This window comes from Kitasatospora sp. NPDC089509 (assembly GCF_044749365.1).
In the GTDB taxonomy this organism is placed as follows: domain Bacteria; phylum Actinomycetota; class Actinomycetes; order Streptomycetales; family Streptomycetaceae; genus Kitasatospora.
The window spans coordinates 1-20,991 of record NZ_JBIVHS010000022.1 but is presented as its reverse complement, the minus strand read 5'-3'; the positions used below and the strand labels follow the sequence as shown (position 1 = coordinate 20,991).

Below are 20,991 nucleotides of genomic sequence, written 5' to 3'. Positions count from 1 at the left end.
GTCAGTGGCCGAACGGCCGCTGTGGCACGGTCAGTTGAGGACCTGCACCTCGGCGACCTTGAGCGCGAGGTCCGCTCCGCGCGGCATGTCGATGTCGAAGGTCTTCGCGTTCGGCCCGGTGATCACCACATGCGCCCGCCAGTGGGCGGTCACCGTGCCGCTGAAGACGCCGCCCTGCCGGGTGCCCGAGCCGGCCGTGAACACATAGCCGCAGTCGGGGGACTTGGCGTCCCCGTACTTGGGGTCGTACGGCGTCCCGGCGGTGGCGCAGTCCACCGTCATCCCCTGGCCGAAGTCCCAGGTCATGCCGTTCAGTTGGGCGGTGACGGTGACCGAGGCGCCCGGTACCGCGAGCGTGCTCGGCTTGGGCGCCACCATGCCCTCGGCCCAGAGCCAGACCGGCGCCTTCACCACCGCGGTGTCCTTGGGCGCGAGGCCCGCCTTGGGCGCCGGGAAGGCCATCCGGCCGGCGAGCAGCTTCGCCTGGACGGTCAGGTCGATCACCGGGGTCGCGCCCGCCGCGTTGCTCACGAACTGGGTCTGCAGTCCGCCCAGTCCGCCGCCGGTCTGCGGGCAGACCTTGGAGTAGACCGTGCCCTCCGACGGCTTGTGCCCCTCCCAGGCGCTGTCCCCCTCCGGCGGCTGCTGGTCCATCGGACGGAAGTAGCAGCCGACGTCGCTGTTGAAGTAGCCGAGCGCCGGGTCGTAGCAGGCCCACTGGGTGTCGTGGAAGCTGCACACCTGCGGTCCGCCGTCCCCGCCGCTGCCGCCCCCGCCCTGCGAGGGCCCGGTCGTCGAGCCGGTGCTCCCACCGGTCCCGGCGTGGGTGCAGATCACACTCGGGGAACAGGTTTCCGCTCCCGCGCCCGGCGGTTCGTCCGCCGTCGCCGTGACCGCCGAGGACAACAACAACCCGGCGGACAACGATGCGACGACCGCGAACCGTCGGGCCGATTTCCGCGAGTTCAGCATGTCCGGTCCACCTCCCGCTTGAAGTCGTAGATCAGCCAGTGCTCTTGGAACCATCGCAGGGAGGCGGTCGCGACATAGCGGTTCAGCCGGTCGGCCGGATCCTTTGCGGTACGGGTGACGGCATCGACGCGGTGCCAGTCCGAGAGGTCGACGCAGTCCTCGATCACGGCGGTCTGCGGATCGGCTTTCAGGTCAATGGCCTTCACCACGGCCGAATTCCTGGGCGTTCCGGTCATCACCAGTTTGGCGTCACGGAGTTGGCGGAGGCCGACCAGGGCGTCGGACAGTGCCCGGCCGGAGGAGTACGCCTCCAGCGCGGAACCGTCCGAATCCGTGCGCCCGAAGGCCTCGGCCTGGGCCTGCCACCAGTCCTGATACGTCCTCAGGGCCAGTCGGCCCCGGGCCCCTTCCGGGCCGTCGGTCGGCGCGATCGTGGCGTTTACCGAACCACCCGAAGGAGTTAACGGACCCACTCCCGCAACCGTGGGCGCGGGCGAACCGAGACGATCGACGGAGCCGCCGGCCCCACCGCTCGCACAAGCCCCGAGCAGTAACACCAGAACCGCCCCGCCAGTCCCAACCGCCCCAGGGCGCAACATATTTCCGCGCTGCCGCATCGCCCCACCTCGTCGCGACCGAGCCGATCCGTGATCCACGGTCGCCAGAGAATTCCGAAGTCCCGCCGATGTTTCCGCTGGGGATCGATTCTTCGCCAACCCACCCCATCACGGCAACACCTCAGGCCCCCTGACCTTACGCGGAAGGCGGTTCCGTCGGGGCACTTTCCCGCCACAGAACGGCCAACAGTTCTTCGGAAAGCGACAATCCGGCCAATGCGCCCCGAACTGCGGCCCGATTGCGCATCAACAGACGGCCGCCGTGCGGCGGGACGAGCAGGCGCGCGCCCGGCGCACCCGAACTACCCGACGGTTCGCCGCCGTCGAGCAGCCCGGCCACGGCGGGCTGGAGGTCCAGCGGGGCGACCGCCGCGGGGGCACCCGGGACGCCCTGGTGCAGGACGGTGGTGAGCGCCCGGCTGAACGAGCCCTCGCCACCGGGCAGCACGGCGTCCCGGCCGCGTCTGCCCGGGGCGTAGCGACTGCCCGGGGCGAACCGGCCGATCCGGCCCCACAGCGGCACCCGGGAGTAGCTGAGCAGCTCACCCGCGGTGTCCTCGCCGGTCCGCTCCAGCGCCGTCCAGGTGTCCCGACCGGCCACCGCGTCGACCAGCAGCAGCGCTTCCTCGTGGTCGCCGTGCACCATCGCGCTGACCACCCAGTCCCAGGCCAGGCCGCGCCGGTAGGCGTTGTCGGGGGTGCTGCCGTGGGTCACCAGGGCGAGCCGGCGCCCGCGCGGATCGGCCGTCAACTGGCCGACCAGGCAGACCACCAGCCAGCGGCCGGGGTGCTGGGCCGCGTCCCGGACGGCGGTGAGCATCGCGTTGGCGTCCGCGTCCGGCGCCACGGCCGTCACCCGGCAGCCGGCGGCCCCGGTGTCGAAGCACATCCCGGGCAGCACCTCGGCCAGCAGCCGGGCGCCCTCCGGGGCGTGCGCCGAACCGCCGAAGGAGCGGTCCGGCCCGCCGTCCGCCCCGATCACCACCAGATCGACCCCGCCGGCCATCCGTCCGCCCCCTCCTGCGTCCGCCCCACCACCGATCCCGCCGCGGGGCAGGCTACCGCTCCGGGCGGACGCCGACGGGGCTCCCGACCCGTCCGCTCAGGGACCATGGGCCCTATCGACACGTGCGCCGACCGTGGACGATCGGACGCATGGAGCGTGAGGACCGTGTGGAGACCCTGAGCGAGGCCGAGTGCCTGCGGCTGCTCAGCACCGTGCCCGTCGGGCGCGTGGTGTACACCGAGCACGCGCTGCCGGCCGTCCTGCCGGTCTCCTTCGAAGTCCTGGACGGGCGGCTGGTGCTCGCCGTGCGCCGGGGAAGTGCCACCGCGCGCGGGCTCGACGGCACGGTGGTGGCCTTCCAGGCGGACCTGCTGGACCCGGTCACCCGGACCGGGTGGAGCGTGCTGGTGCACGGGCGGGCCGACGCGGTCAGGGATCCGGAGCAGGTGCGGCGGGTGCTGCGCTCCGGGCTGCGGCCGTGGGTGGGCGACCCGGAGCCGCTGTTCATCGGGCTGGTGCCGGAGCTGGTCAGCGGACGGCGGCTGTTCCCGGCCGGGCAGCTCCCGCCGGGGCGTGGACCGGGGGCCCTCGGACGACCACTGCTGCGGCCCTGAGCTGGCGATTCGCACTCCGCTCCTGACAGGTACCGGCGGGTAGGCATACGCTTCCCGCGTCCTGACCCCCTCCCCGGGGCCCGTCCCCCTCCAGGAGCGCACCGTGACGACCTTCGCCTCCCTCGCCGAGCTCACCGCCGCCGTCGGCACCGAACTGGGCACCAGCGAGTGGCACACCATCGACCAGCGGACGATCGACCTCTTCGCCGAGGCGACCGGGGACCACCAGTGGATCCACGTGGACCCGGAGCGGGCGAAGGAGAGCCAGTTCGGCTCGACCATCGCCCACGGCTACCTGACCCAGTCGATGATCCCGGTGCTGGCCAAGGAGTGCTACGGCGTCGAGGGCGTGCGGATGGCGCTGAACTACGGCTCGGACAAGGTGCGCTTCCCGGCCCCGGTGCCGGTGGGCACGGCGATCCGGGCCACCGCCGAGCTGCTCTCGGCCACCGCGGTGTCGGGCGGGGTCCAGGCCGTGGTGCGGTTCACCATCACCAGCGAGCAGAGCACCAAGCCGCACTGCGTCGCGGAGGCGATCACCCGCTTCTACGAGTAGCGGCACGCGGGCGCCGGGTACGCCGATTGGACCGTGCCGGGCTCTCCACCAGGTCCGAACAGCCCACGGCGAGTAACGTCCGACGAGATGGTTGTCGTACCTCAGTGGCCCCTTGTGCCCCTCTGGTGCGCGCCCCGGCCTGCCCGGTAGCCGTGACCGTCCCTGGAGGAGCCGTGCCCCGCCCCGTCCCGTGGTTCTCCCGCCTCGCCGGTCTGACCTCACAGTTCGCACCGCCGCCGACCGCACCGGGCACCGACCGGGCCGCCCTCGACCGCGGCGCCCCGGACCGTGCCGTCCCCGGCCTGGCCGGACTGCCCCGCGCCGCCTGGCACCGGGTCCGCACCGAGGCCTTCGGGGCCGAGCCGCGGGGCGAGCGGCTGGCCCGGATCCAGCGCTCGCCCCAGTTCGCCGACGGCGCCTTCCGCAACCCGGTGCCGACCCGCCGCCTGGTCTACGAGCGGAGCCCGCTGGAGATCACCCTCGCCCAGCTGAGCGGGGACAAGACCCGACGGGCACCGGCCGCCGCCGTACCGGTGCACCGGCTCCTCCCGGTCGACCTCGCCGCCCCGCCCGCCTCCGGACTGCGGCTCACCTGGCTGGGCCACGCCACCGTGCTCGCCGAGATCGGCGGCCGGCGGGTGCTGCTCGACCCGGTCTGGGGCGAACGCTGCTCCCCGTTCGGCTGGACCGGCCCCAAGCGGCTGCACCCGGTGCCGCTGCCGCTGTCCGAACTCGGGCCGGTGGACGTGGTGGTGATCTCGCACGACCACTACGACCACCTCGACATGCGCACGGTACGGGCCCTGATCGGGAGCGGCGCGGTGTTCGCGGTGCCGCTCGGGGTCGGGGCGCACCTGGAGCACTGGGGGGTACCGGCCCAGCGGATCGTCGAACTGGACTGGTGGGAGTCGGCCGAGGTCGCCGGTCTGACCCTGACCGCCACGCCCGCCCGGCACTACTGCAGCCGCGGTCCGCGCACCAGCGCGCTGTTCCTGTGGGCGTCCTGGGTGGTGGCGGGTGGCGGGCACCGGATCTTCCACAGCGGGGACACCGGCTACTTCCCCGGCTTCGCGGAGATCGGGCGCCGGTTCGGCCCGTTCGACGCGACGATGATGCAGGTCGGCGCGTACAGCGAGTTCTGGCCCGAGGTGCACATGACCCCCGAGGAGGGCGTCCGGGCGCACCTGGACCTGGGCGGCGAGCTGCTGCTGCCGATCCACTGGTGCACCTTCAACCTGGCGATCCACCCCTGGGAGGAGCCCGCCGAACGGGTCGTCACCGCCGCCCAGGCGCTCGGCGCCCACCTGGCGGTCCCCCGCCCCGGCAAACCCTTCGAACCCGCCGACCCGCCGGCCCTGCGCCTGTGGTGGCGCGCCGTCGCGGCCACCCCGCGCGGCATCGAGCCGCTGGTCGCGGAGCGGGGGGAACGGGGGGAACGGGCGGAGGTGCGCGAGCCGGCGACGGATGTCGGCGAACAGATTTCAAACTCTGTTCTCTGAAATCTGTTATCTGTTCGCTGTTATCTGTCAGTTGTCAGCTGTTGTCTGTCAGCTGTCAGCCGTTCGCCGACGCCCGTCCGCCGAGCCGCTTCCGCCGACGCCGGATCACCGCCCAGCCCGCCTCCTGCACCAGCAGCGTCAGCACCCCGGCCAGCACGATCCCCAGCAGGTTCAGCAGCAACTGCACGCTGGAGCCCCAGAACTGGGCGACCTTGCCGTACCCGAGCGCGACCGCCGCGTTGGCCGCGGCCGGCACGGTGGTGACCGAGATCGCGACGCCCACCAGGGTGCCCGCCTTCGCGGAGGTCAGCGAGAGCAGTCCGGCGATGCCCGCCAGGAAGGCGACCACGAAGGAGGTCGCGTCGGGCTGCCAGATGAACGAGGTGTTCGGCCGCGCGGCGTCGAACCGGGCCTCCGAGAACAGCCCCAGAGCGTCCATCAGCAGTCCGAAGCAGACCGTCAGCGCCATCGCCACCAGGAAGCCGGTCACCAGGGCGTTCAACGAACGCGCGGCCGGGCGCGCCCGGCGCTGGACGAGCGCCACGCAGAGCCCGGCGAGCGGTCCGAACTCCGGGCCGACGGCCATCGCGCCGACGATCAGGATGGCGCTGTCCAGGACCGAACCACAGGCCGCGAGCATGGTGGCGATGGTGAGGAAGGCCAGGAACACCCAGCTGAGGGTGGACTCCTCGTGGGTGATCTCGGAGACCGACTCCCACACCAGCGCGTCGGCCCCCTCCCCCGGGGCCAGCCGTTCGGCCTCGTCGGCCGCCGCCGAGAGGGTCAGGTCGAGCGCCGAGACGTCGATCGCCCCGCGCTCCACCAGGCCCGTCGCCCGCAACTCGCCCAGCACCTCGTCCGCGGACTCCCGCGCGACGTCGCAGAGCACCAGGTCCCCGGCGGGCCGCACCGCCGCCCCCGGCAGCACCGCCACATGGGTCACCCCGACCGAGTCGTCCAGACAGCCGAGCACCGCCTCCCGCAGGTCGGGCGGGACGATCAGGCGAAGGTGCAGCACGGGTACTCCGGTGGGGACGGGACGGACGGGAACGGGACGGACGGGAACGGGACGGACGGGAACGGGACGGACGGGAACGGGCCAGGAATCCCGCCCACCTTAGGGCCTGACGCCCCGCCCGCCCCGCGCGCTCAGTCCGCGAGGACGTCCCGCAGGGCCCGGGCCTCCTTCGCCACCCGACCCGACCCGCCCCACCCGGCCGCCGCCGTCACCTCCGCCAGCGGCCCCCGCGCCCTGCTGCGCCGGGCGCAGTCGGTGGCGAGGGCGAGCAGGTCGCCCAGCCCCCGGGCGGACGGATCGGCCGCCCCCAACAGCCCTGGCACGGCCGCCCGGAGCACCGACCAGACCGTCCCGTACGCGCCGGTCCCCGCCGCCTGGCCGAGCGCCGCCGCCAGTCGGGTCGGCTTGACCGTGCCGCGCGTCACCAGCTCGCCGAGCTCGCGCCCGAGCAGCCCGCCGTCCAACTGGCCCCGCCCGGCGAGCACCAGCAGGGCGTCGACGGCGCCGGTCCGGTCCTCGGTGTGCCGGGCGCCCAGCCCGTACCCGACGGCCAGGTGCAGGGCGAGCCCGGCCGGGCCGCCGGACTCGGCGAGCAGCGGGAGGAAGCGACCGGCCCCGCGCTCGTCCCGGTCGGCGCCCATCGCGAAGTGGTCGAGCCAGCGGGCGGCCAGTTCCTCGCGGTGGTGCGGCAGCATCGCCGCCCAGTGCGGGATCGGCCGCCAGACCCAGTCGTCGGCGGCGCGGGCCCGGGAGACGCTGGGCTCGGTCGGGTCGAGCAGCTTGCGGAACTCCCCGGCGAGCCGCTCCCCGGCCGGCCCCTCCGGTCCGGCGCCGATCCCCGGCTGGGCGACGGCGAGCCGCTGGACGTCCTCCCACCAGCGGTCCGGGTACACGCGGCTGCGCTTGCCACCCCGGCCGGGCGCGAACAGCACCCGTTCGGAGGGCTGCCCGGGCAGGCCGCCGGTGCGCAGCCAGTGCGCCAGCCACCGCCCGGCGGGCGAGCCGAGCGCCCCGGCCGCGGCCAGCACCTCCGGCTCCGCCGAGGGCGCGACCCGCAGCAGGGCCGCGCACAGGTCGGCCCGGCCCGGAGTGACGCCCGCCGTCTCGTACCCGGCGAGCCGGTCGACCAGTGCCGCCGCCTCGATCGCCCCGGTGGCGTCGGTCGGCGTGGCGAGCAGGTACGGCGGCCGGTGGGCCGTGACCTGCCAGGCGGCCTCCTCCAACCGGACGGCGAGGACGGCTCCGTGCACCGAGGTGCGGGCCCCGCGCAGCGGGGAGCGGCCGGCGCCGCTGAGGAAGTCCCAGAGTCGGCGCGGCGGGGTCTCACCGGCCAGGGCGGCCACCACGTAGCTGATCTCCCGGGGCGTGCATTCGCCCCAGTGGCCGGTGCCCCGCCAGGGGTGGGTCGCCCGGACCGGCGCCAGCGCCTCGACCAGCGCGGCGCGGTCCTCGTGGGCCTGCCGGACCAGCCCGTCCAGCACCCGTTCGAAGGCGAGCACCTCGGGCTCCCGGGCGGCGAGCAGCGCGGAGAGCTCCTCGGCGAGTTCGGCCGCCGAGCCGATCGGCTCCCCGAGCGGGCGCGGCGGGGCGGGCGGCGGCGGGAGTTCGTCCCAGCCGGTGTCCGGCTCGTCCCCCTCGCCGCCGACCGACGCACCGAACAGCTCGCCGGCCCGGGCGTGGTGGGCGGGGTTCAGCAGTTCGGCGGCCTCGCGCAGCCCTGGCAGCACCGCCGGTCCCGCCGCCGCGAGGTGCCGGGCCACCACGTTCAGCGCCCGCTCCTGGACGCCGGTGTCCGGGTGTCCGAAGGCCTCGGCGGCCGCGAGCACCACCGGGCCGGAGCGCTCGGGCGCGCGCCGGGCGGCCTTCTCCAGCCAGCCCAGCTGGGCGCGCACCAGCTTCTTCTCGGTCCGGAACAGCACCACCGCCGAGGCCTCGACCAGCACCTCCGGCTCGATCAGCCCGGCCTCGTCCAGGCGTACGAGCACCTCCTGGGCGTGGCCCGCGAGCACCGACAGCCCGTCCAGCAGGGCCAGGACGTCCCGCACCCGGGCCGCGTACTCCTCCGGGGTCGGATCGAGCGCCCGCAGCAGCTCCAGGAAGGCCCGCTGGTCGGCGGGCTTGCCGCCGCGCAGCAGCCGGGCCAGGCAGCGCTCGACCAGTTCGGCCCGGTCCACCGTCCCGGCCGCGGCGAGTTCGGCGATCGCCTCGGTCCACACGTCCCCGCGGCGCGGGCTGAGCTGCTGGGTCAACTGCCATCCGACATCCGCGAGTTCGAGGAGGCGGGGCAGCAGTGCCGGGGCCAGGGCGTCGGCCCGCAGCCGCTCGACCAGCGGCGGCCGCGGACCGTGCTCGCGGGACAGACCCTCGAACCAGCCCCGGACGAAGGGTTCGGCCACCGGCACCGCACAGCCGGTGCGCCGGACCACGGCCTCCGCCAGCGGGTGCATCGACCAGCCCCAGGAGCGTACGGGCCGTTCGGCGAGCCGGGTGGCCACCTCGACCTGCCACTCCCGCGGCTGGGCCTCGACCACCTGGTGCAGCACCGGGTGCCGGGCCCAGTCGCGGCCGCCGAAGTCACTGCCGCCGAGCCAGGTGGCGGCGCCCGCCGGACCGGGGTGACAGCCGGCCCCGGCCACCAGCAGCGCGCCCCGGGCCTCCGTCCCGGACTGCGACCAGTCGTCGCGCAACTTCTTGCGCAGCTCCCTGAGCGCGGCCAGGCACTCCCGCCGCTGGGCCCTGTCCAGCCCGGCCAGCAGCTCGGGCACCGCCTCGACGAAGCCGATCCGGACGGCCGCGAGCAGCTCCCCGACCGGCCCCACCGGTTCGGCCACCGCATCCTCCATCGCGTTCACGCTCCCGCCTCCCGCACCATCGCGACCGCCAGCGCGTGCTTGCACGGGCCGCGCCCGCCCCGGTACTTGGCCCACCACAGGCAGGTGCAGCCCAGCCGCCCCGCCGCGTCCGTCCGCACCCGCTGGACGTGGTCGTCCACCGTGACGACGGCCGTCGCCCCGCCCTCCTCCAACCGGACCGCGCCCGCCGCGACCAGCTCCCGGGCGGCCCGCAGCCGGGGGTTGGCCGTCTCGGCGCGCCCGGCGTCGTACGGGAGTTGCCGGTGGAAGTAGGCGGCCTCGGCGGTGTCGTAGCCGATCTGCCCGGCCGTGCCGAGCCGGGTGAGCGCGGCGCGGACCCGCTCGGCGCTCAGCCCGGACTGCTCGGCGAGCTCGGCGACCTCGATCCGCGGCTCCCAGGCGAGCAGCACCGCGACCAGTTCGGCGTCCCGCTCGGCCGCCTCGGTGGCGAGCGCGCCGAGCACCCCGCCCTCGCCGGAGAAGCCGCGCGAGGCGTCCGGCGAGAGGGTCAGGGTCAGCCGCATGCCGGGCAGCACGACCTCCCAGGCGGAGGCCGTCGGGGCCGGGCCGGCCACCGGCCCGTAGACCCGCAGGGCGAGGGCGTGCCGCAGCACCCGGTGCAGTGCGACCAGCCGTTCGGGCCCGGGCAGGCAGACCGCGCCGGGCACCGGACGGAGGGTGGGGCGCAGGGTGCGCCCGGCGGGGACGACCCAGCCGACGCCGCCGCGGCCGCCGCGCGGCAGCGAGCGCAGGAAGCGCACCGCCTCGGCGGCGGTCAGCTCGGCGCGCAGGTCGAAGCCGGCGGCGACCACCTGGGTCTCGGCGAAGCCGCGCAGCCAGCGCTCCGGCAGCGGGACCTTCTTCTCGACCAGCGGGCCGTCGAAGCTCGTGACCTCCAGCGCGTCCGGCCCGACCGCGAGGTGCAGCGGGTCCGCCGGGCCGATCCTGGACAGCGCCTCCCGCAGCGGGTCGTTGACGTCCACGTTGGTGGTGCCGTGGCCGATGTCGTCGCCGTCCAGCCCGGCCCGGAGGACGTCGAGCCGGGCGTACACGCCGCAGCAGCCGGAGAAGGACTCGAAGCGCAGCCGGTCCCCGTTGGCGGTGACCACCGGGTCGAGCGAGGCGCGCAGCCGCGGCTGGTGGTAGCGGGCGGCGGCGACGTCCGCGACCGCGAGCAGCGCGGCGGCCGCCGGCGCCGGGTCGGCCAGGAAGCCCGTGAAGAAGCGCGGGTGGGCCTGCGCCCCGAGCGGGGTGGCGCCGCCGGAGGTGGCCAGGTCGAGGCTCGGGCCGACGGCACCGTCCAGGACGGCCGACGGACGCAGATAGGCGTACGCGTGTGCGGATTGCGTCATGGGCGGCACGCTAGGTGACGGGTCCGACAATCCGTCGGATCGGCCGGGAAGTGGAACAGGTTCTACGAGCCGGAGGCGTTACCCAGGTCACACCGCCGCACGGTTGGCTTCTGCCACTATGGGCCGGTGACCGACCTGACAGAACAGCAGAGACCGACCGAGCAGGCGCCTGCCCTGGCTGCCACGTTCGCCGAACTGCTGGAGATCGAGCAGCTGGACGAGAACACGTTCCGGGGCCACTGCCACGCCGGTGCCCCGATGCGCGCCTTCGGCGGCCACGTCGCCGCCCAGGCCCTCGCCGCTGCCGGACGCACCAGCCCCGGCCAGCGCGCGGTGCACTCGCTGCACGGCTACTTCCTGCTGCCCGGCGACCCGACCCGCCCGATCGAGTACCGGGTGGACCGGCTGCGCGAGGGCTTCACCTACACCACCCGCCGGGTGCGGGCGGTGCAGGACCGGAACGAGATCTTCGACCTCACCGTCTCCTTCAAGCTCCCCGAGCCGGCCGCCGGCGACCGCCACCGCGACATGCCGCCGCTGCCCGCCCCGGAGACCCTGCCCGACGCGTTCGCGCACTGGGACGAGGAGCTGCGCGCCGCGATCAGGCGGACCGACGGCTTCCGCGACCTCGACGTGCGCTTCGTGCCGCCGGACGCCCCGGGCGTGCCCCCGGTCGTCCCGGGGATGCCCCAGCAGTTCGTCTGGCTGCGGATCGCCACCCCGCTGCCGGAGACCGGACCGCTGCTGCACGCCTGCGCGCTCGCCTACCTCTCCGACCTCACCCTGGCCTCCACCGCCGGACTGCACGAGCAGGCGAACTTCTTCCAGCGCACCGAGCCGCCCCGACTGCTGATGACCTCGCTGGACCACGCGATGTGGTTCCACCGCCCGTTCCGGGCCGACGAGTGGCTGCTGTTCGCCCAGCGCAGCCCGTCCGCCTCGGACGGACGCGGGCTGGCGCTCGGCGAGTTCTACGACCGGGACGGCCTGCTGGTGGCCTCGGCCGTCCAGGAGGCGCTGATCCGCCGCCTGCGGTAGCCCCGGAGGAGCCGCCCGGCAGCGGTCCGCAGGCGCTCCGGCGGCGGTCCGCGGGCGCTCCGGCGGTCCCGGCGAGCGCCGCGCGGGCGCCCCCGGACGAGCCGGTGCGCCCCGACGGGAGACCGGTGGCCGCCGGGCGAACGGAAGGGGGCCGGTCGGCGTCATACTCCTGAGCGGCCCCGGCCCGTATCATGGTGCGGGTGACCAAGGTTGACCTGTCACCACGGCCGGTGGAGGCGATGTCTCCGCGTCAGCTCGAACGCCGCGAAAGCCTGATCGCGGCCGCGCTCGCCCTGGTGAACGAGATCGGCGTCGAGCGGCTGCAGATGAAGCAGGTCTGCGAGCGGTCCGGAGTCGCCCTGGGGACGGCGTACCGCTACTTCTCCTCCAAGGACCACCTACTGGCGGCGGCGATCGCGGAATGGCACCGCCTGCTGCTGGCCGACCTGGTGGCCGAACTGCGGGGGCCGCGGGCCGGACTGGGGGCCACCGACCGGGCGGTGCGGTTCGTCCGGGGCGGGATGCGGGCCTACCAGCGCCAGCCCGAGCTGGCCCGCCTGCGGGTCGCCGTCGCCGCCTCCACCGATCCCTTCGCCAGCGAGGCCCTCCAGGGCATGGCCCGGGCCGACAGCGCCGCGCTCCAGGCGGTGACGGCCGAGGTGCCCGCGGCGGCCAGCGACCTGGTGCGGCACATCGTCGCGCACGCCTGGCAGGGCGAGCTGACCGCCTGGGTGACCGGCCGCACCACCCTCGGGGACGCCCGACGACGACTGGAGGACGTGGTGCGGCTGGTGCTGACCCCGTACGAGACCCATTACCCGGCCCCGTACGAGGTCCAGTCCACCGGCTGAGCCCGGCCCGGACCCGACCCTCCGGACCCGAACCTCCGGACCCGAAGAACCCGAACTCCCCGGGCCCCGAACCGCCGGGGCCCGGGACCGGGCTCAGAGCACCGTCACCGGGTGCGCCACCACCGCGCCGAACAGGTAGCCCTCGCGGTTGAAGACCGCCCGCTCGGGCTGGGTGGCGCCCCCGCGGTCCGTGGCGCGGGCACGCAGCTCGTACCGGCCGGGCCGCTCGGGGCACCAGTCGACGCTCCAGCGGGTCCAGCCGGCCGCGCGCGGTTCCTCGGCCAGCTCGGCACGCCGCCAGCTGCGGCCGCCGTCGGCGCTGACCTCGACCAGCCGCACCGGGGCCGTACCGGACCAGGACCGCCCGTGCAGCCGGTGCTCCCGGCCGGCCGTCAGCCGGGCGCCCTCGGCCAGTTCGAAGGCGGACTTGACCACCTGGGTGGTGAGCGCGGGCCCGCCGCCGGGCGGGTGGCCCGGGCCGAACATCCGGTAGAAGTCGGTGTTCCAGGGCGAGTGCAGCGGGTGGTCGGCCACCTCGATGCTGCCGACCCACTTGATCGAGGCGATGCCGACCCAGCCGGGCACCACCAGCCGCACCGGCGCACCGTGGTCGGGGGTCAGCGGCGCGCCGTTCATCTCGTACGCGAGCAGCGCGTCGTCCAGCGCCTTGGCGATCGGCAGCGGTCGGCGCACCGGACCGTAGTTGGTGCCGTCGACCACGTAGTCCGGGTCCAGGCCGGTCGGCAGCACGTCCACCGCACGGTCGGTCAGCCCGGCCGCCCGGAGCACCTCGGCCAGCCGGACGCCCCGCCAGCTCGCCGAGCCGATGCTGCCGAGGGTCCACGGCGTCCCGGGGGCGCGCTCGCCCTGCTGGCGGTCGAAGTAGCTGCGCCCGTTGCCGGCGCACTCGATCAGCGCGTCGATCCGGGTGGCGGGCAGCGCGCGCAGGTCGTCCAGGCCGAACCCGAGCGCCCGTTCCGGCGGTGGTGCCCCGTGCAGGCCGCTGCCGAACAGCCGCAGCCGCCAGCCGACCGGGTCGATCAACGGGGTGCTGGTGTGGTTGCGGACGAAGAACCGTTCCACCGGGACGTGGCGGCCGACGGCGGCCTTGCCGTCGGCGTCGCGCAGCGCGTCCCAGCGCATCTCGGCGTTGCTGTCGCGTCGGACGAACCACTCCGCGGGCAGCGGCTTGACGATCCCTGGCAGGTTGTCGCTTCCGGGCACGGGCCTGGGCACCTCCTCGGCGGCCGCCCGGCCCGGGGCGAACACCGGCGCGGCCGACGCGGGCACGACGGGCGCCCCGGCGGCGGAGCGCAGCGGCATCCGGACGGCACTGTCCGGATGGCGCTCCTCCCCCAGCGTAGGGGGTCCGGCGCGTTCCGTGACCAGGGCCGCCGCCTGCGCTTTCGCTCGACCTTCCCACCGGTGTGAAGTCCTGGCGTCCCCGGTGTCGGAGGAAGCGCCCCGCCCGGTCACCGAGGAGTGGCGGTGCCGTCTTCGTCGAACTCCCCAGCGACCACCTGCCGATGGCCGAGGCGATACCCCAACTGCGCGCCGTCCTAGAGGAGTTCCAGGAGCTCCTGGAGAGCTGACGCACCGTGGCCGCGCGGGGCCGGCCGGGAACAGCCCGGCCCGAACCCGCGTTCCCCCGATCATGCGCATCGGAGAACTCGCCCGCCTGACCGGGGTGTCCGCCCGCCTGCTCCGCTACTACGAGGAGCAGGGCCTGCTCCAGCCCGCCCGCACCCCGGCCGGCTACCGCGAGTACCAGGAGGAGGACACCGTACGGGTGTGGCAGATCCGCAGTCTGCTCGCGGCCGGTCTGCCCACCCGGATCATCGTCGAGCTCCTGCCCTGCGCCACCGGCCCGGTCCCCGTCCTGGAGGCCTGCCCGAACCTGCTCGCCACCCTGCGCGGCGAACTCGCCGACCTGGACGCCCGGATCGAGGACCTCACCCGCAGCCGCCGAGTGCTCTCCCACTACCTGGCGACGGCGCGCGCCCCGCGCGCGGAGCAGGCGGCCTGACGCGGCGTCGAGGCCCGCGGCCAGGAGCTCCGGTTCCCGTACGGGGACCAAGGTCCCCACCCGCCGCCTCCCCGGCGCGCCCTCCCGCCACTGGCGGCACCGAATGGACATAGTGCGACATACATCTTGAATCCCTGTATTCCGCGTATGTCGAGAGGTCCGCCCGATGAGCAGCCAGCCGCCGCAGCCCTCCCCGGGCGCGCAGGAGCCCGACGAACCCGGCGAGCCCGCCGCGACCCTGCCCACCGACCGCGTGGTGTTCGGCATCAGCGCCGTCCTGGTGCTGGCGGTGGTCGCCTGGGGCGTGTTCGCAGAGGACTCCCTCGGCCGGACCTCCAGCACCGCCCTCGGCTGGGTCCTGCACAACTTCGGCTGGCTCTTCACCGTCGCCGCCGACGTCTTCCTCGTCCTCACCCTGCTGCTCGCCTTCAGCCGCTTCGGCCGCATCCGCCTCGGCCGCGACGACGACGAACCCGAGTTCTCCACCCTCGCCTGGGTCGCCATGATGTTCAGCGCAGGCATGGGCATCGGCCTGATGTTCTACGGCGTCGGCGAACCCCTCCAGCTCTTCGCCACCCCCCAGCCCGGCTCCGGCCTCGAACCCCAGAGCGCGGCCGCCGCCCAGCAGGCCCTGGAGTTCTCCCTCTTCCACTGGACCCTCCACCCCTGGGCCATCTACGCCGTCGGTGGCCTGGCCCTCGCCTACACCACCTTCCGCAAGGGCCGCGGCAACCGGATCTCCGCCGCCTTCGTCCCGCTCATCGGCCAGCGCGGCGCCGACGGCTGGCAGGGCCGGGCCATCGACCTCCTCGCCGTCTTCGCCACCGTCTTCGGCTCCGCCACCAGCCTGGGCCTGGGCGCCCTCCAGGTCGCCGACGGCCTCGGCTACATCACCTCGGTGCGCAACACCCAGAACGCCCAGCTGGTCATCATCGGCTCGCTCACCGCCGCGTTCGTGCTCTCCGCGTTCTCCGGCGTCCACAAGGGCGTCAAGTGGCTGTCCACCGCGAACGTGGTCCTCGCCTCGCTGATCATGCTGTTCGTCTTCGTGTTCGGCCCCACGGTCTTCGTCCTGGACTCCATCCCGGCCACCGTCGGCGGCTACCTCTCCGACCTGCTCGCCATGTCCACCCAGACCGGCGCCTTCACCGACGAGAGCTGGCTCGGCTCCTGGACCATCTTCTACTGGGCCTGGTGGCTCTCCTGGGCCCCCTTCGTCGGCACCTTCATCGCCCGCATCTCGCGCGGCCGCACCATCCGCCAGTTCCTCCTCGGTGTGCTGCTGGTCCCCAGCGGGGCCACCGTCATCTGGTTCTGCGTGATGGGCGGCACCGCGATCCGCCAGGTCACCACCGGGGCGGCCGACCTGGTCGCGACCATCCCGCGCGGCGCCGAGGCCTCGCTGTTCGAGATGCTGCGCTCGCTGCCGCTCGGCTCGGTCACCAGCGTGGTCGCGGTGCTGCTGGTGATGACCTTCTTCATCACCAGCGCGGACTCCGCCTCCCTCGTCCTCGGCTCGCTCTCCAGCCGCGGCTCCCTGCACCCGCGAACCCCGCTGGTGGTGGTGTGGGGCGTGCTGATGGGCGGGGTCGCCGCCGCCCTGCTGCTGGCCGGCGGGCTCACCGCGCTGCAGAACGCGACGATCCTGGTCGCCCTGCCGTTCGTCGTGGTGATGCTGCTGCTGTGCGTGTCGCTGGTGAAGGAGCTCCGCGAGGACCCGGCGGCCGGCCCGTCCCGCTTCCACGCCGCCCACGGCCTGCGGGACGCCGTCCGGGTCGCCGTCGGCGAGGCCCTCGCCGAGCGCGGGCGACGCCGGTGAACCGGGCGCGGGACCGCGTCCGTTCCCGCTGATCCCGCCCCGAACCCGGCCCCGAACCCAGCCTCGGTCACGTCGTTGACCAGCGCATACGCCCCACTCGTCGGACGGGTGGGGCGTATGCGGCCAACCGACGCCGGATCCCCCTCCGGACTTCACCCGCGCGTACCGACCGTTCACACCACCCTGGGAGCCTCCCTGTCATGAACGCCAGCCCTCAGGCGCCCTACCAGGAACCGCGCTTCCCGCTTCCCCAGCGCCACCGTCGTCTCCTCGCCTGCATCGCAGTCCTCGCCTCCATCGCCCTGGGCACCCTCGGTGTCGGCGCGACTGTGGAGACCGTCCAGCCCAGTCCGCTCGCCGCCACCGCGAGCAAGTGACGCCCGACCCCACCAGCACCGCGGTCCGACTCCGGACGCGGTGCTTCCGTCTTTCCGGCGCCTGAGCACAGCGGCGGTTGCGAGTTGATGATCATCCGACAGTAAGATCGCTCCGCAACACGACGCGAAGGGGATGCAGTGGCGCGGGTTGCGATCATCGGTGGGGGAATCAGCGGGCTGGCGACAGCACTCATGCTCGGGCGGCAGGGCCACCCGGTCACCCTGTTCGAACAGGAGACCCGGCAGGCCGGCCACGACCTCGACCAGGACTTCCACCACTGGAACCGGCCCAGGGTCCCCCAGGCCGACCAGCCCCACTCCTTCCTCGCGCCGGTCCGGACCGTCCTGCGCGCCGAGGCCCCCGACGTCCACGCCGACCTGCTGGCCCGCGGTGCCCGGGAGTACCACGACTTCGACTGGTTCGAGGAGCACCCGCCGCACCGGGCCGGGGACGAGGACCTGATCACCCTGCGCACCCGCCGGATCGTCCTGGAGGCCGCCCTGACCGCGGCCGTCGAACGGGAGCCCGCCGTCGACGTCCGGCGGGGCGAGCGGGTGACCGGCCTCACCGTCACCGGCGGGCGGCCGCCCCGGATCACCGGCGTGCGAACGGGCCTGCGTACGGGCGTCGCGACCCACCCGGCGGACCTGGTCGTCGACGCCGCCGGACGCCGTTCACCCGTGCCCGGCTGGCTGGTCGAGGCCGGCTGCCGCCCGCCGGTGGTCGACAGCCACCGCACCGGGATCGCCTACCTGTGCCGCTGGTACCGCCTGCGCGCCGACGGCCCGCGCGACCCCGGACGGGTCAGGACCGGCTCCGCCGCGGAGTTCGCGCTGGCCGGCGTCTTCCCCTCCGACAACGACACCTTCGCGCTGAGCATGGTGGTCTCCACCGCCGATCCGACCCGCGGCGCACTCACCGACCCGGCCGTGTTCGAGGCCGTCGCCCGCCGCTTCCCCGCCTGCGCCGCCTGGCTGGAGCTGGACCCGGAACCCCGGTCGCCCGTCCTCGCGATGGCCGGCCTGGACAACCGCTGGACCTCCCTCGCCGACGCCGCCGGGCCCGTCGTCACCGGCCTGGTCAACGCCGGGGACAGCATCGTCCACACCAACCCCACCCTCGGCCACGGCGTCGCCCTCGGCCTGCGCACCGCCCAGTACCTCGCCCACCACGCCGACGAGGTCGCCGCCGACCCCACCGGCTACCACGCCTGGACCACCCGGAGCCTGCGCCCGGTGTTCGACGACCAGGTCGCCGCGGACCGCGCCAACGAGCAACGCCTGAAGGGGACTTCGGCAGCCCCGGACCGCCGCGCCGCCGCCCTCGCCGCCTGCGCCTTCGACGACCCCGTCGTGATGCGGGCCCGCGCCCACGTCCGCCACCTCGTCCACTCGGCCGACCACGCCTACGGCACCGAGGAGGTCGACCGCCACCTCACCGCCTGGCTCGCCGCCCACCCGGACTTCACCCCCGCCCCCGACGGCCCGACCCGCGCCCAGTGGGACGCCCTCATCCCCGTCTGACATCCCCGCCCGACCGCGCGGGAGCCGGGCCGGTCCTCGCTACGCCCGGAGGCCCTCGCGGGTGGCGGGTGGCGGGGCGGGGCGGGAGTGCCGACCGGTGCTCGGGGTGGGGTGGAGGTCGGGGGCCGGGGCGTAGCGGGCCGCCGGGGGGCGGAGGAGCCAGGTGGTGCGGGGGGTGGGGGTGATCAGGCCGAGGCCGTGGAGGAGGTCGAGGGCGTCGCGGCGCAGCGCGGTGCGGTCGGCCAGGTAGCGGGTGGGGAGGCCGTGGTCGTCGGCGATGTCGCCGAGGAGGCCGTCTATCAGCGCGTCGGGGATCGGGACGTCGCCCTCGCCGGGTTCGCCGGGCAGCGGGCGGACCTCCTCGACCAGCTGCTCGACCAGCAGCAGGGCGGCCTGGGCGAGGGTGCCGGTGCCGGGGAGGGCGAGGTCGGTGAGTTCGGCGGCCGGGTCGAGCAGGGCGACGCCCTCGGCCCGCAGTTCGGTCTCCAGACCGAGGAACTCGGCGAGCGCGGCCGGGCCGCTGAGCCGGTGTTCGGCCAGCCAGGCGCGCCGGTCCTCGGGGAGGTCGGCCGCGAGCACCGCGGGGGTCTCGGCGAGGAGTCGGCGTACGGCGGTGGCGGGTTCGGCCTCGGCGGCGCGGCGGATGAGGTCGGCGGCGGAGTCGGCGGGCCCGGGCGGGTCGACCGGGACGGCGCGGGCGAGTTCGCGGTCGACGGTCAGCACGAAGGCCGGGTCGACGGCGACGGCCGGGTCGGCCGGCAGTTCGCCCAGCACCTGCCACTCGGCCAGTGCGGCGAGCGCCATGCCCAGCGCGGGCGGGTCGGGCGCGAGATCGGGCGCGGCGGCCCGCATCGCCTCCAGCAGCCGCCCGTACCGGAGTTGCTCGGGGGCGTCGACCAGCAGGGCCAGGGCGAGGGCGAGTTGGGCGTAGCCGGCCGGGGTGAACGGGGCACCGGTGGCCGGGTGTTCGAGGCGGCGGACGGCGCCGGGGCCGAGGCCGGCCTTGCACAGCCGGGCGTGCCAGGGGCCGACGGTCAGGCGGTAGCCGAGCAGGGTGTCGAAGCGTTCGGTGAGCCAGTCGCGGTGACGGCGGATCAGCGGAAAGCCGTCGGCGTGCGGGCCGGAGGCGGTGACCAGCGGGTGGGCGAGCAGCAGCCGGGCGGCGATGCGGCGTTCGGCGTCCGGGAGTTCCTCGGCGGAACGGTCCTGCAGCTCACGGAGCGGGCCCGGCAGCGCTCGGCCGAGCTCCTGGCGGCGGTGCCGACCGGGCCTGCCGGGCTTGGCGCCTGACCGGACGACGGGCAGTGCGGCGGCGTCGCGCCGGGCGCGGCGCAGGCCGCCCTCGGTGCGGGCCTCGCGGGCGCGCGGCACGGCGGCGTGGGCCGTCGGGCCGTGCCACCAGCTGACGGCGGGGTCGGCGGGTTCGGCCGCGGCGCCGAGGTGCCGGGCGGAGAAGAGGCCGAAGGAGGCCGTGCACAGGTCGTCGGCGGTGCCGGGGGTGGCGGCGGCGAACCAGTGGGCGAGCCGGAGCAGTCCAGGGTCGGGCGAGAGCCCCTCGGCGGCGGCTTGCGGGCCGTCAGCAGAGCCCTCGGCCGCGCCGTCGACCGTGGCCTCGGCGGCGGAGCCGGAGTCGGAACCGGATCCGCGTACGGCGAGGACGGCGGCGGCGGTTCCCCGCCCTGCCCCGCCCGTACGTCCGTCCGGCCTGCCGGCGGCCACCCGGGTGGCGCCGACCGCGTACTCCTGCTGCTCCATGTCGGGGTCCAGACTAGACGGTGACCGGGTCACCCGGTGGCAGCAACCGTCCTCCTGAGGAAGTCTCCGCAAGAGCCCTGGAAGCGGCCGTCGGCGCTCCGTTCCCCGGCCACGCCGTCATCACCCGTCCCCGACCCGGGTTACGCACCGGTAACCCGGTCTTCCGCCGTCCGACCGGCTCCCATAGGGTCGGTCTCCCCACCCCGAACGACTGCGGAGGCACACGCCGCATGAGTATCCGTACGACCACCCGCGCCACCGGCCTCGGCGGGCGCCTGCGCTCGGCCACCGGCCTGCTCGGCGGCTTCGCGGCCACCTCGGCGGCGCACCTGGGCTCGATCCTGTCCGGGGCCTCCGTCCTGCAGAACGCCACCAAGCCGGCCCTGATGCCGCTGCTGGCCGCGCACAGCGTGGCGGCGGCGGCCCGCGCCGAGCGGGAGGCGCCGAAGCTGCTGGCCCCGGCGCTGCTGGCGAGCGCCGGCGGGGACGTGCTGCTGCAGCTGAAGAACGACACCGCGTTCCTGGCCGGGATGGGCTCCTTCGCGGCCGCCCACGTCTGCTACGTCACCATGTTCGTCCAGCGCGGGGCGTTCACCGACCGTCGGCGGGCCTTCGTCGTCGCGGCCGCGTACGCGACGGCCTGGGCCGGGCTGGTCGGTCAGCTCTGGCCGGACCTCGGGGACCTGAAGGTCCCGGTGGCCGGGTACAGCCTGCTGCTCACCTCGACGGCGGTCGCCTCGGCCGGGCTCGGGTGGCGGACCGGGCTGGGCGGGGCGCTGTTCCTGCTCTCCGACACCCTGATCGCGACCCAGCTGGCCAAGTGGCACGAGCTGCCGGGGCATCAGTTCTGGATCATGGCGACCTATGTGCTGGCCCAGTACCTGCTGGCCAGCGGCATCCTGCAGCACGAGGAGCGCCGGGAACTGCGGGAGCGCCAGGAGCTCCTGGACCGGCTGGCGGGGTCGGCCCGCTGACGCACCGCCGCGCCGTCGGCCCGGTCAGGGGCCGACGGCGCGGCACTGCCGCGGAGCGTCGGGGCCGTCAGGCACAGCGCCGCCGGAGCAGCCAGAAGCCGCCGCCGCCGCCCACCCCCCCGGCCAGCCCACCGGCGCGCT

The 20,991-nt window shown here is 75.0% G+C and carries 18 protein-coding genes; 10 read left to right on the top strand and 8 right to left on the bottom strand.

What is annotated here, in order from left to right; all coding sequences use genetic code 11:
* Positions 1–30: 30 nt before the first annotated feature.
* From ACIP4P_RS33625 to ACIP4P_RS33615, 3 genes are all read right to left on the bottom strand, one after another.
* The gene (locus tag ACIP4P_RS33625) at positions 31–837 is read right to left on the bottom strand and encodes a hypothetical protein (protein ID WP_400924977.1); all 807 of its coding nucleotides are present in this window, start codon (positions 835–837) and stop codon (positions 31–33) included.
* A 128-nt stretch (positions 838–965) separates the two neighbouring features.
* A complete protein-coding gene (locus ACIP4P_RS33620) occupies positions 966–1,445 on the bottom strand; it encodes a hypothetical protein (RefSeq protein ID WP_400924975.1) in 480 nt (159 codons plus the stop codon).
* A gap of 280 nt (positions 1,446–1,725) precedes the next feature.
* The gene (locus ACIP4P_RS33615; protein WP_400924974.1) at positions 1,726–2,595 is read right to left on the bottom strand and encodes a hypothetical protein; all 870 of its coding nucleotides are present in this window, start codon (positions 2,593–2,595) and stop codon (positions 1,726–1,728) included.
* Positions 2,596–2,744: 149 nt separating this feature from the next.
* Between ACIP4P_RS33615 and ACIP4P_RS33610 the strand changes: the two genes are divergently transcribed.
* From ACIP4P_RS33610 to ACIP4P_RS33600, 3 genes are all read left to right on the top strand, one after another.
* Positions 2,745–3,209, top strand: coding sequence for a pyridoxamine 5'-phosphate oxidase family protein (locus ACIP4P_RS33610; RefSeq protein WP_350512708.1), 465 nt, complete (start codon positions 2,745–2,747; stop codon positions 3,207–3,209).
* Positions 3,210–3,312: 103 nt separating this feature from the next.
* Positions 3,313–3,765, top strand: a complete 453-nt coding sequence (locus ACIP4P_RS33605; protein WP_400924971.1) for a MaoC family dehydratase — start codon at positions 3,313–3,315, stop codon at positions 3,763–3,765.
* A gap of 302 nt (positions 3,766–4,067) precedes the next feature.
* Positions 4,068–5,264, top strand: a complete 1,197-nt coding sequence (locus tag ACIP4P_RS33600) for an MBL fold metallo-hydrolase (protein WP_400925178.1) — start codon at positions 4,068–4,070, stop codon at positions 5,262–5,264.
* A 55-nt stretch (positions 5,265–5,319) separates the two neighbouring features.
* On the opposite strand, the gene ACIP4P_RS33595 is transcribed toward ACIP4P_RS33600, so the two are convergent.
* From ACIP4P_RS33595 to ACIP4P_RS33585, 3 genes are all read right to left on the bottom strand, one after another.
* Entirely contained in the window at positions 5,320–6,282 is a 963-nt protein-coding gene (locus ACIP4P_RS33595; protein ID WP_400924969.1) for a DUF389 domain-containing protein, read from the bottom strand.
* A gap of 131 nt (positions 6,283–6,413) precedes the next feature.
* The gene (locus ACIP4P_RS33590; RefSeq protein ID WP_400925176.1) at positions 6,414–9,125 is read right to left on the bottom strand and encodes a DUF6493 family protein; all 2,712 of its coding nucleotides are present in this window, start codon (positions 9,123–9,125) and stop codon (positions 6,414–6,416) included.
* A 5-nt stretch (positions 9,126–9,130) separates the two neighbouring features.
* Positions 9,131–10,486: an SWIM zinc finger family protein gene (locus ACIP4P_RS33585; protein ID WP_400924967.1), complete on the bottom strand. Its 1,356-nt coding sequence runs from the start codon at positions 10,484–10,486 to the stop codon at positions 9,131–9,133.
* A 126-nt stretch (positions 10,487–10,612) separates the two neighbouring features.
* Here ACIP4P_RS33585 and ACIP4P_RS33580 point away from each other — a divergent pair, with 126 nt between their 5' ends.
* Positions 10,613–11,524: an acyl-CoA thioesterase gene (locus ACIP4P_RS33580; protein WP_400924965.1), complete on the top strand. Its 912-nt coding sequence runs from the start codon at positions 10,613–10,615 to the stop codon at positions 11,522–11,524.
* Between the two features lie 200 nt (positions 11,525–11,724).
* Complete coding sequence (locus tag ACIP4P_RS33575) at positions 11,725–12,375, top strand: TetR/AcrR family transcriptional regulator (protein ID WP_350512702.1); 651 nt, start codon at positions 11,725–11,727, stop codon at positions 12,373–12,375.
* A 93-nt stretch (positions 12,376–12,468) separates the two neighbouring features.
* On the opposite strand, the gene ACIP4P_RS33570 is transcribed toward ACIP4P_RS33575, so the two are convergent.
* Positions 12,469–13,698: a sulfite oxidase gene (locus tag ACIP4P_RS33570; protein WP_400924963.1), complete on the bottom strand. Its 1,230-nt coding sequence runs from the start codon at positions 13,696–13,698 to the stop codon at positions 12,469–12,471.
* Positions 13,699–14,029: 331 nt separating this feature from the next.
* On the opposite strand from ACIP4P_RS33570, the gene ACIP4P_RS33565 reads away from it, so the two are divergent.
* The 4 genes from ACIP4P_RS33565 to ACIP4P_RS33550 all read left to right on the top strand — a co-directional run bounded on the left by ACIP4P_RS33565 (position 14,030) and on the right by ACIP4P_RS33550 (position 18,121).
* Entirely contained in the window at positions 14,030–14,401 is a 372-nt protein-coding gene (locus ACIP4P_RS33565; RefSeq protein ID WP_400924961.1) for a MerR family transcriptional regulator, read from the top strand.
* A gap of 166 nt (positions 14,402–14,567) precedes the next feature.
* Positions 14,568–16,220, top strand: coding sequence for a BCCT family transporter (locus tag ACIP4P_RS33560; RefSeq protein WP_400924959.1), 1,653 nt, complete (start codon positions 14,568–14,570; stop codon positions 16,218–16,220).
* A gap of 200 nt (positions 16,221–16,420) precedes the next feature.
* Positions 16,421–16,597, top strand: coding sequence for a hypothetical protein (locus tag ACIP4P_RS33555; RefSeq protein WP_400924957.1), 177 nt, complete (start codon positions 16,421–16,423; stop codon positions 16,595–16,597).
* Positions 16,598–16,735: 138 nt separating this feature from the next.
* The gene (locus ACIP4P_RS33550) at positions 16,736–18,121 is read left to right on the top strand and encodes an FAD-dependent oxidoreductase (protein ID WP_400924955.1); all 1,386 of its coding nucleotides are present in this window, start codon (positions 16,736–16,738) and stop codon (positions 18,119–18,121) included.
* A 39-nt stretch (positions 18,122–18,160) separates the two neighbouring features.
* On the opposite strand, the gene ACIP4P_RS33545 is transcribed toward ACIP4P_RS33550, so the two are convergent.
* Complete coding sequence (locus tag ACIP4P_RS33545) at positions 18,161–19,876, bottom strand: DUF2398 family protein (protein ID WP_400924953.1); 1,716 nt, start codon at positions 19,874–19,876, stop codon at positions 18,161–18,163.
* A 230-nt stretch (positions 19,877–20,106) separates the two neighbouring features.
* On the opposite strand from ACIP4P_RS33545, the gene ACIP4P_RS33540 reads away from it, so the two are divergent.
* Positions 20,107–20,850, top strand: a complete 744-nt coding sequence (locus ACIP4P_RS33540) for a lysoplasmalogenase (RefSeq protein WP_400924951.1) — start codon at positions 20,107–20,109, stop codon at positions 20,848–20,850.
* Positions 20,851–20,991: the final 141 nt, after the last annotated feature.

Excerpts from the sequence above, each read along its gene's own strand:
- ACIP4P_RS33615 (WP_400924974.1), bottom strand. The coding sequence starts at position 2,595 with ATGGCCGGCGGGGTCGATCTGGTGGTGATCGGGGCGGACGGCGGGCCG.
- ACIP4P_RS33610 (WP_350512708.1), top strand. The coding sequence starts at position 2,745 with ATGGAGCGTGAGGACCGTGTGGAGACCCTGAGCGAGGCCGAGTGCCTG.
- ACIP4P_RS33590 (WP_400925176.1), bottom strand. The coding sequence starts at position 9,125 with ATGGAGGATGCGGTGGCCGAACCGGTGGGGCCGGTCGGGGAGCTGCTC.
- ACIP4P_RS33585 (WP_400924967.1), bottom strand. The coding sequence starts at position 10,486 with ATGACGCAATCCGCACACGCGTACGCCTATCTGCGTCCGTCGGCCGTC.
- ACIP4P_RS33570 (WP_400924963.1), bottom strand. The coding sequence starts at position 13,698 with ATGCCGCTGCGCTCCGCCGCCGGGGCGCCCGTCGTGCCCGCGTCGGCC.
- ACIP4P_RS33565 (WP_400924961.1), top strand. The coding sequence starts at position 14,030 with ATGCGCATCGGAGAACTCGCCCGCCTGACCGGGGTGTCCGCCCGCCTG.
- ACIP4P_RS33560 (WP_400924959.1), top strand. The coding sequence starts at position 14,568 with ATGAGCAGCCAGCCGCCGCAGCCCTCCCCGGGCGCGCAGGAGCCCGAC.
- ACIP4P_RS33555 (WP_400924957.1), top strand. The coding sequence starts at position 16,421 with ATGAACGCCAGCCCTCAGGCGCCCTACCAGGAACCGCGCTTCCCGCTT.
- ACIP4P_RS33545 (WP_400924953.1), bottom strand. The coding sequence starts at position 19,876 with ATGGAGCAGCAGGAGTACGCGGTCGGCGCCACCCGGGTGGCCGCCGGC.
- ACIP4P_RS33540 (WP_400924951.1), top strand. The coding sequence starts at position 20,107 with ATGAGTATCCGTACGACCACCCGCGCCACCGGCCTCGGCGGGCGCCTG.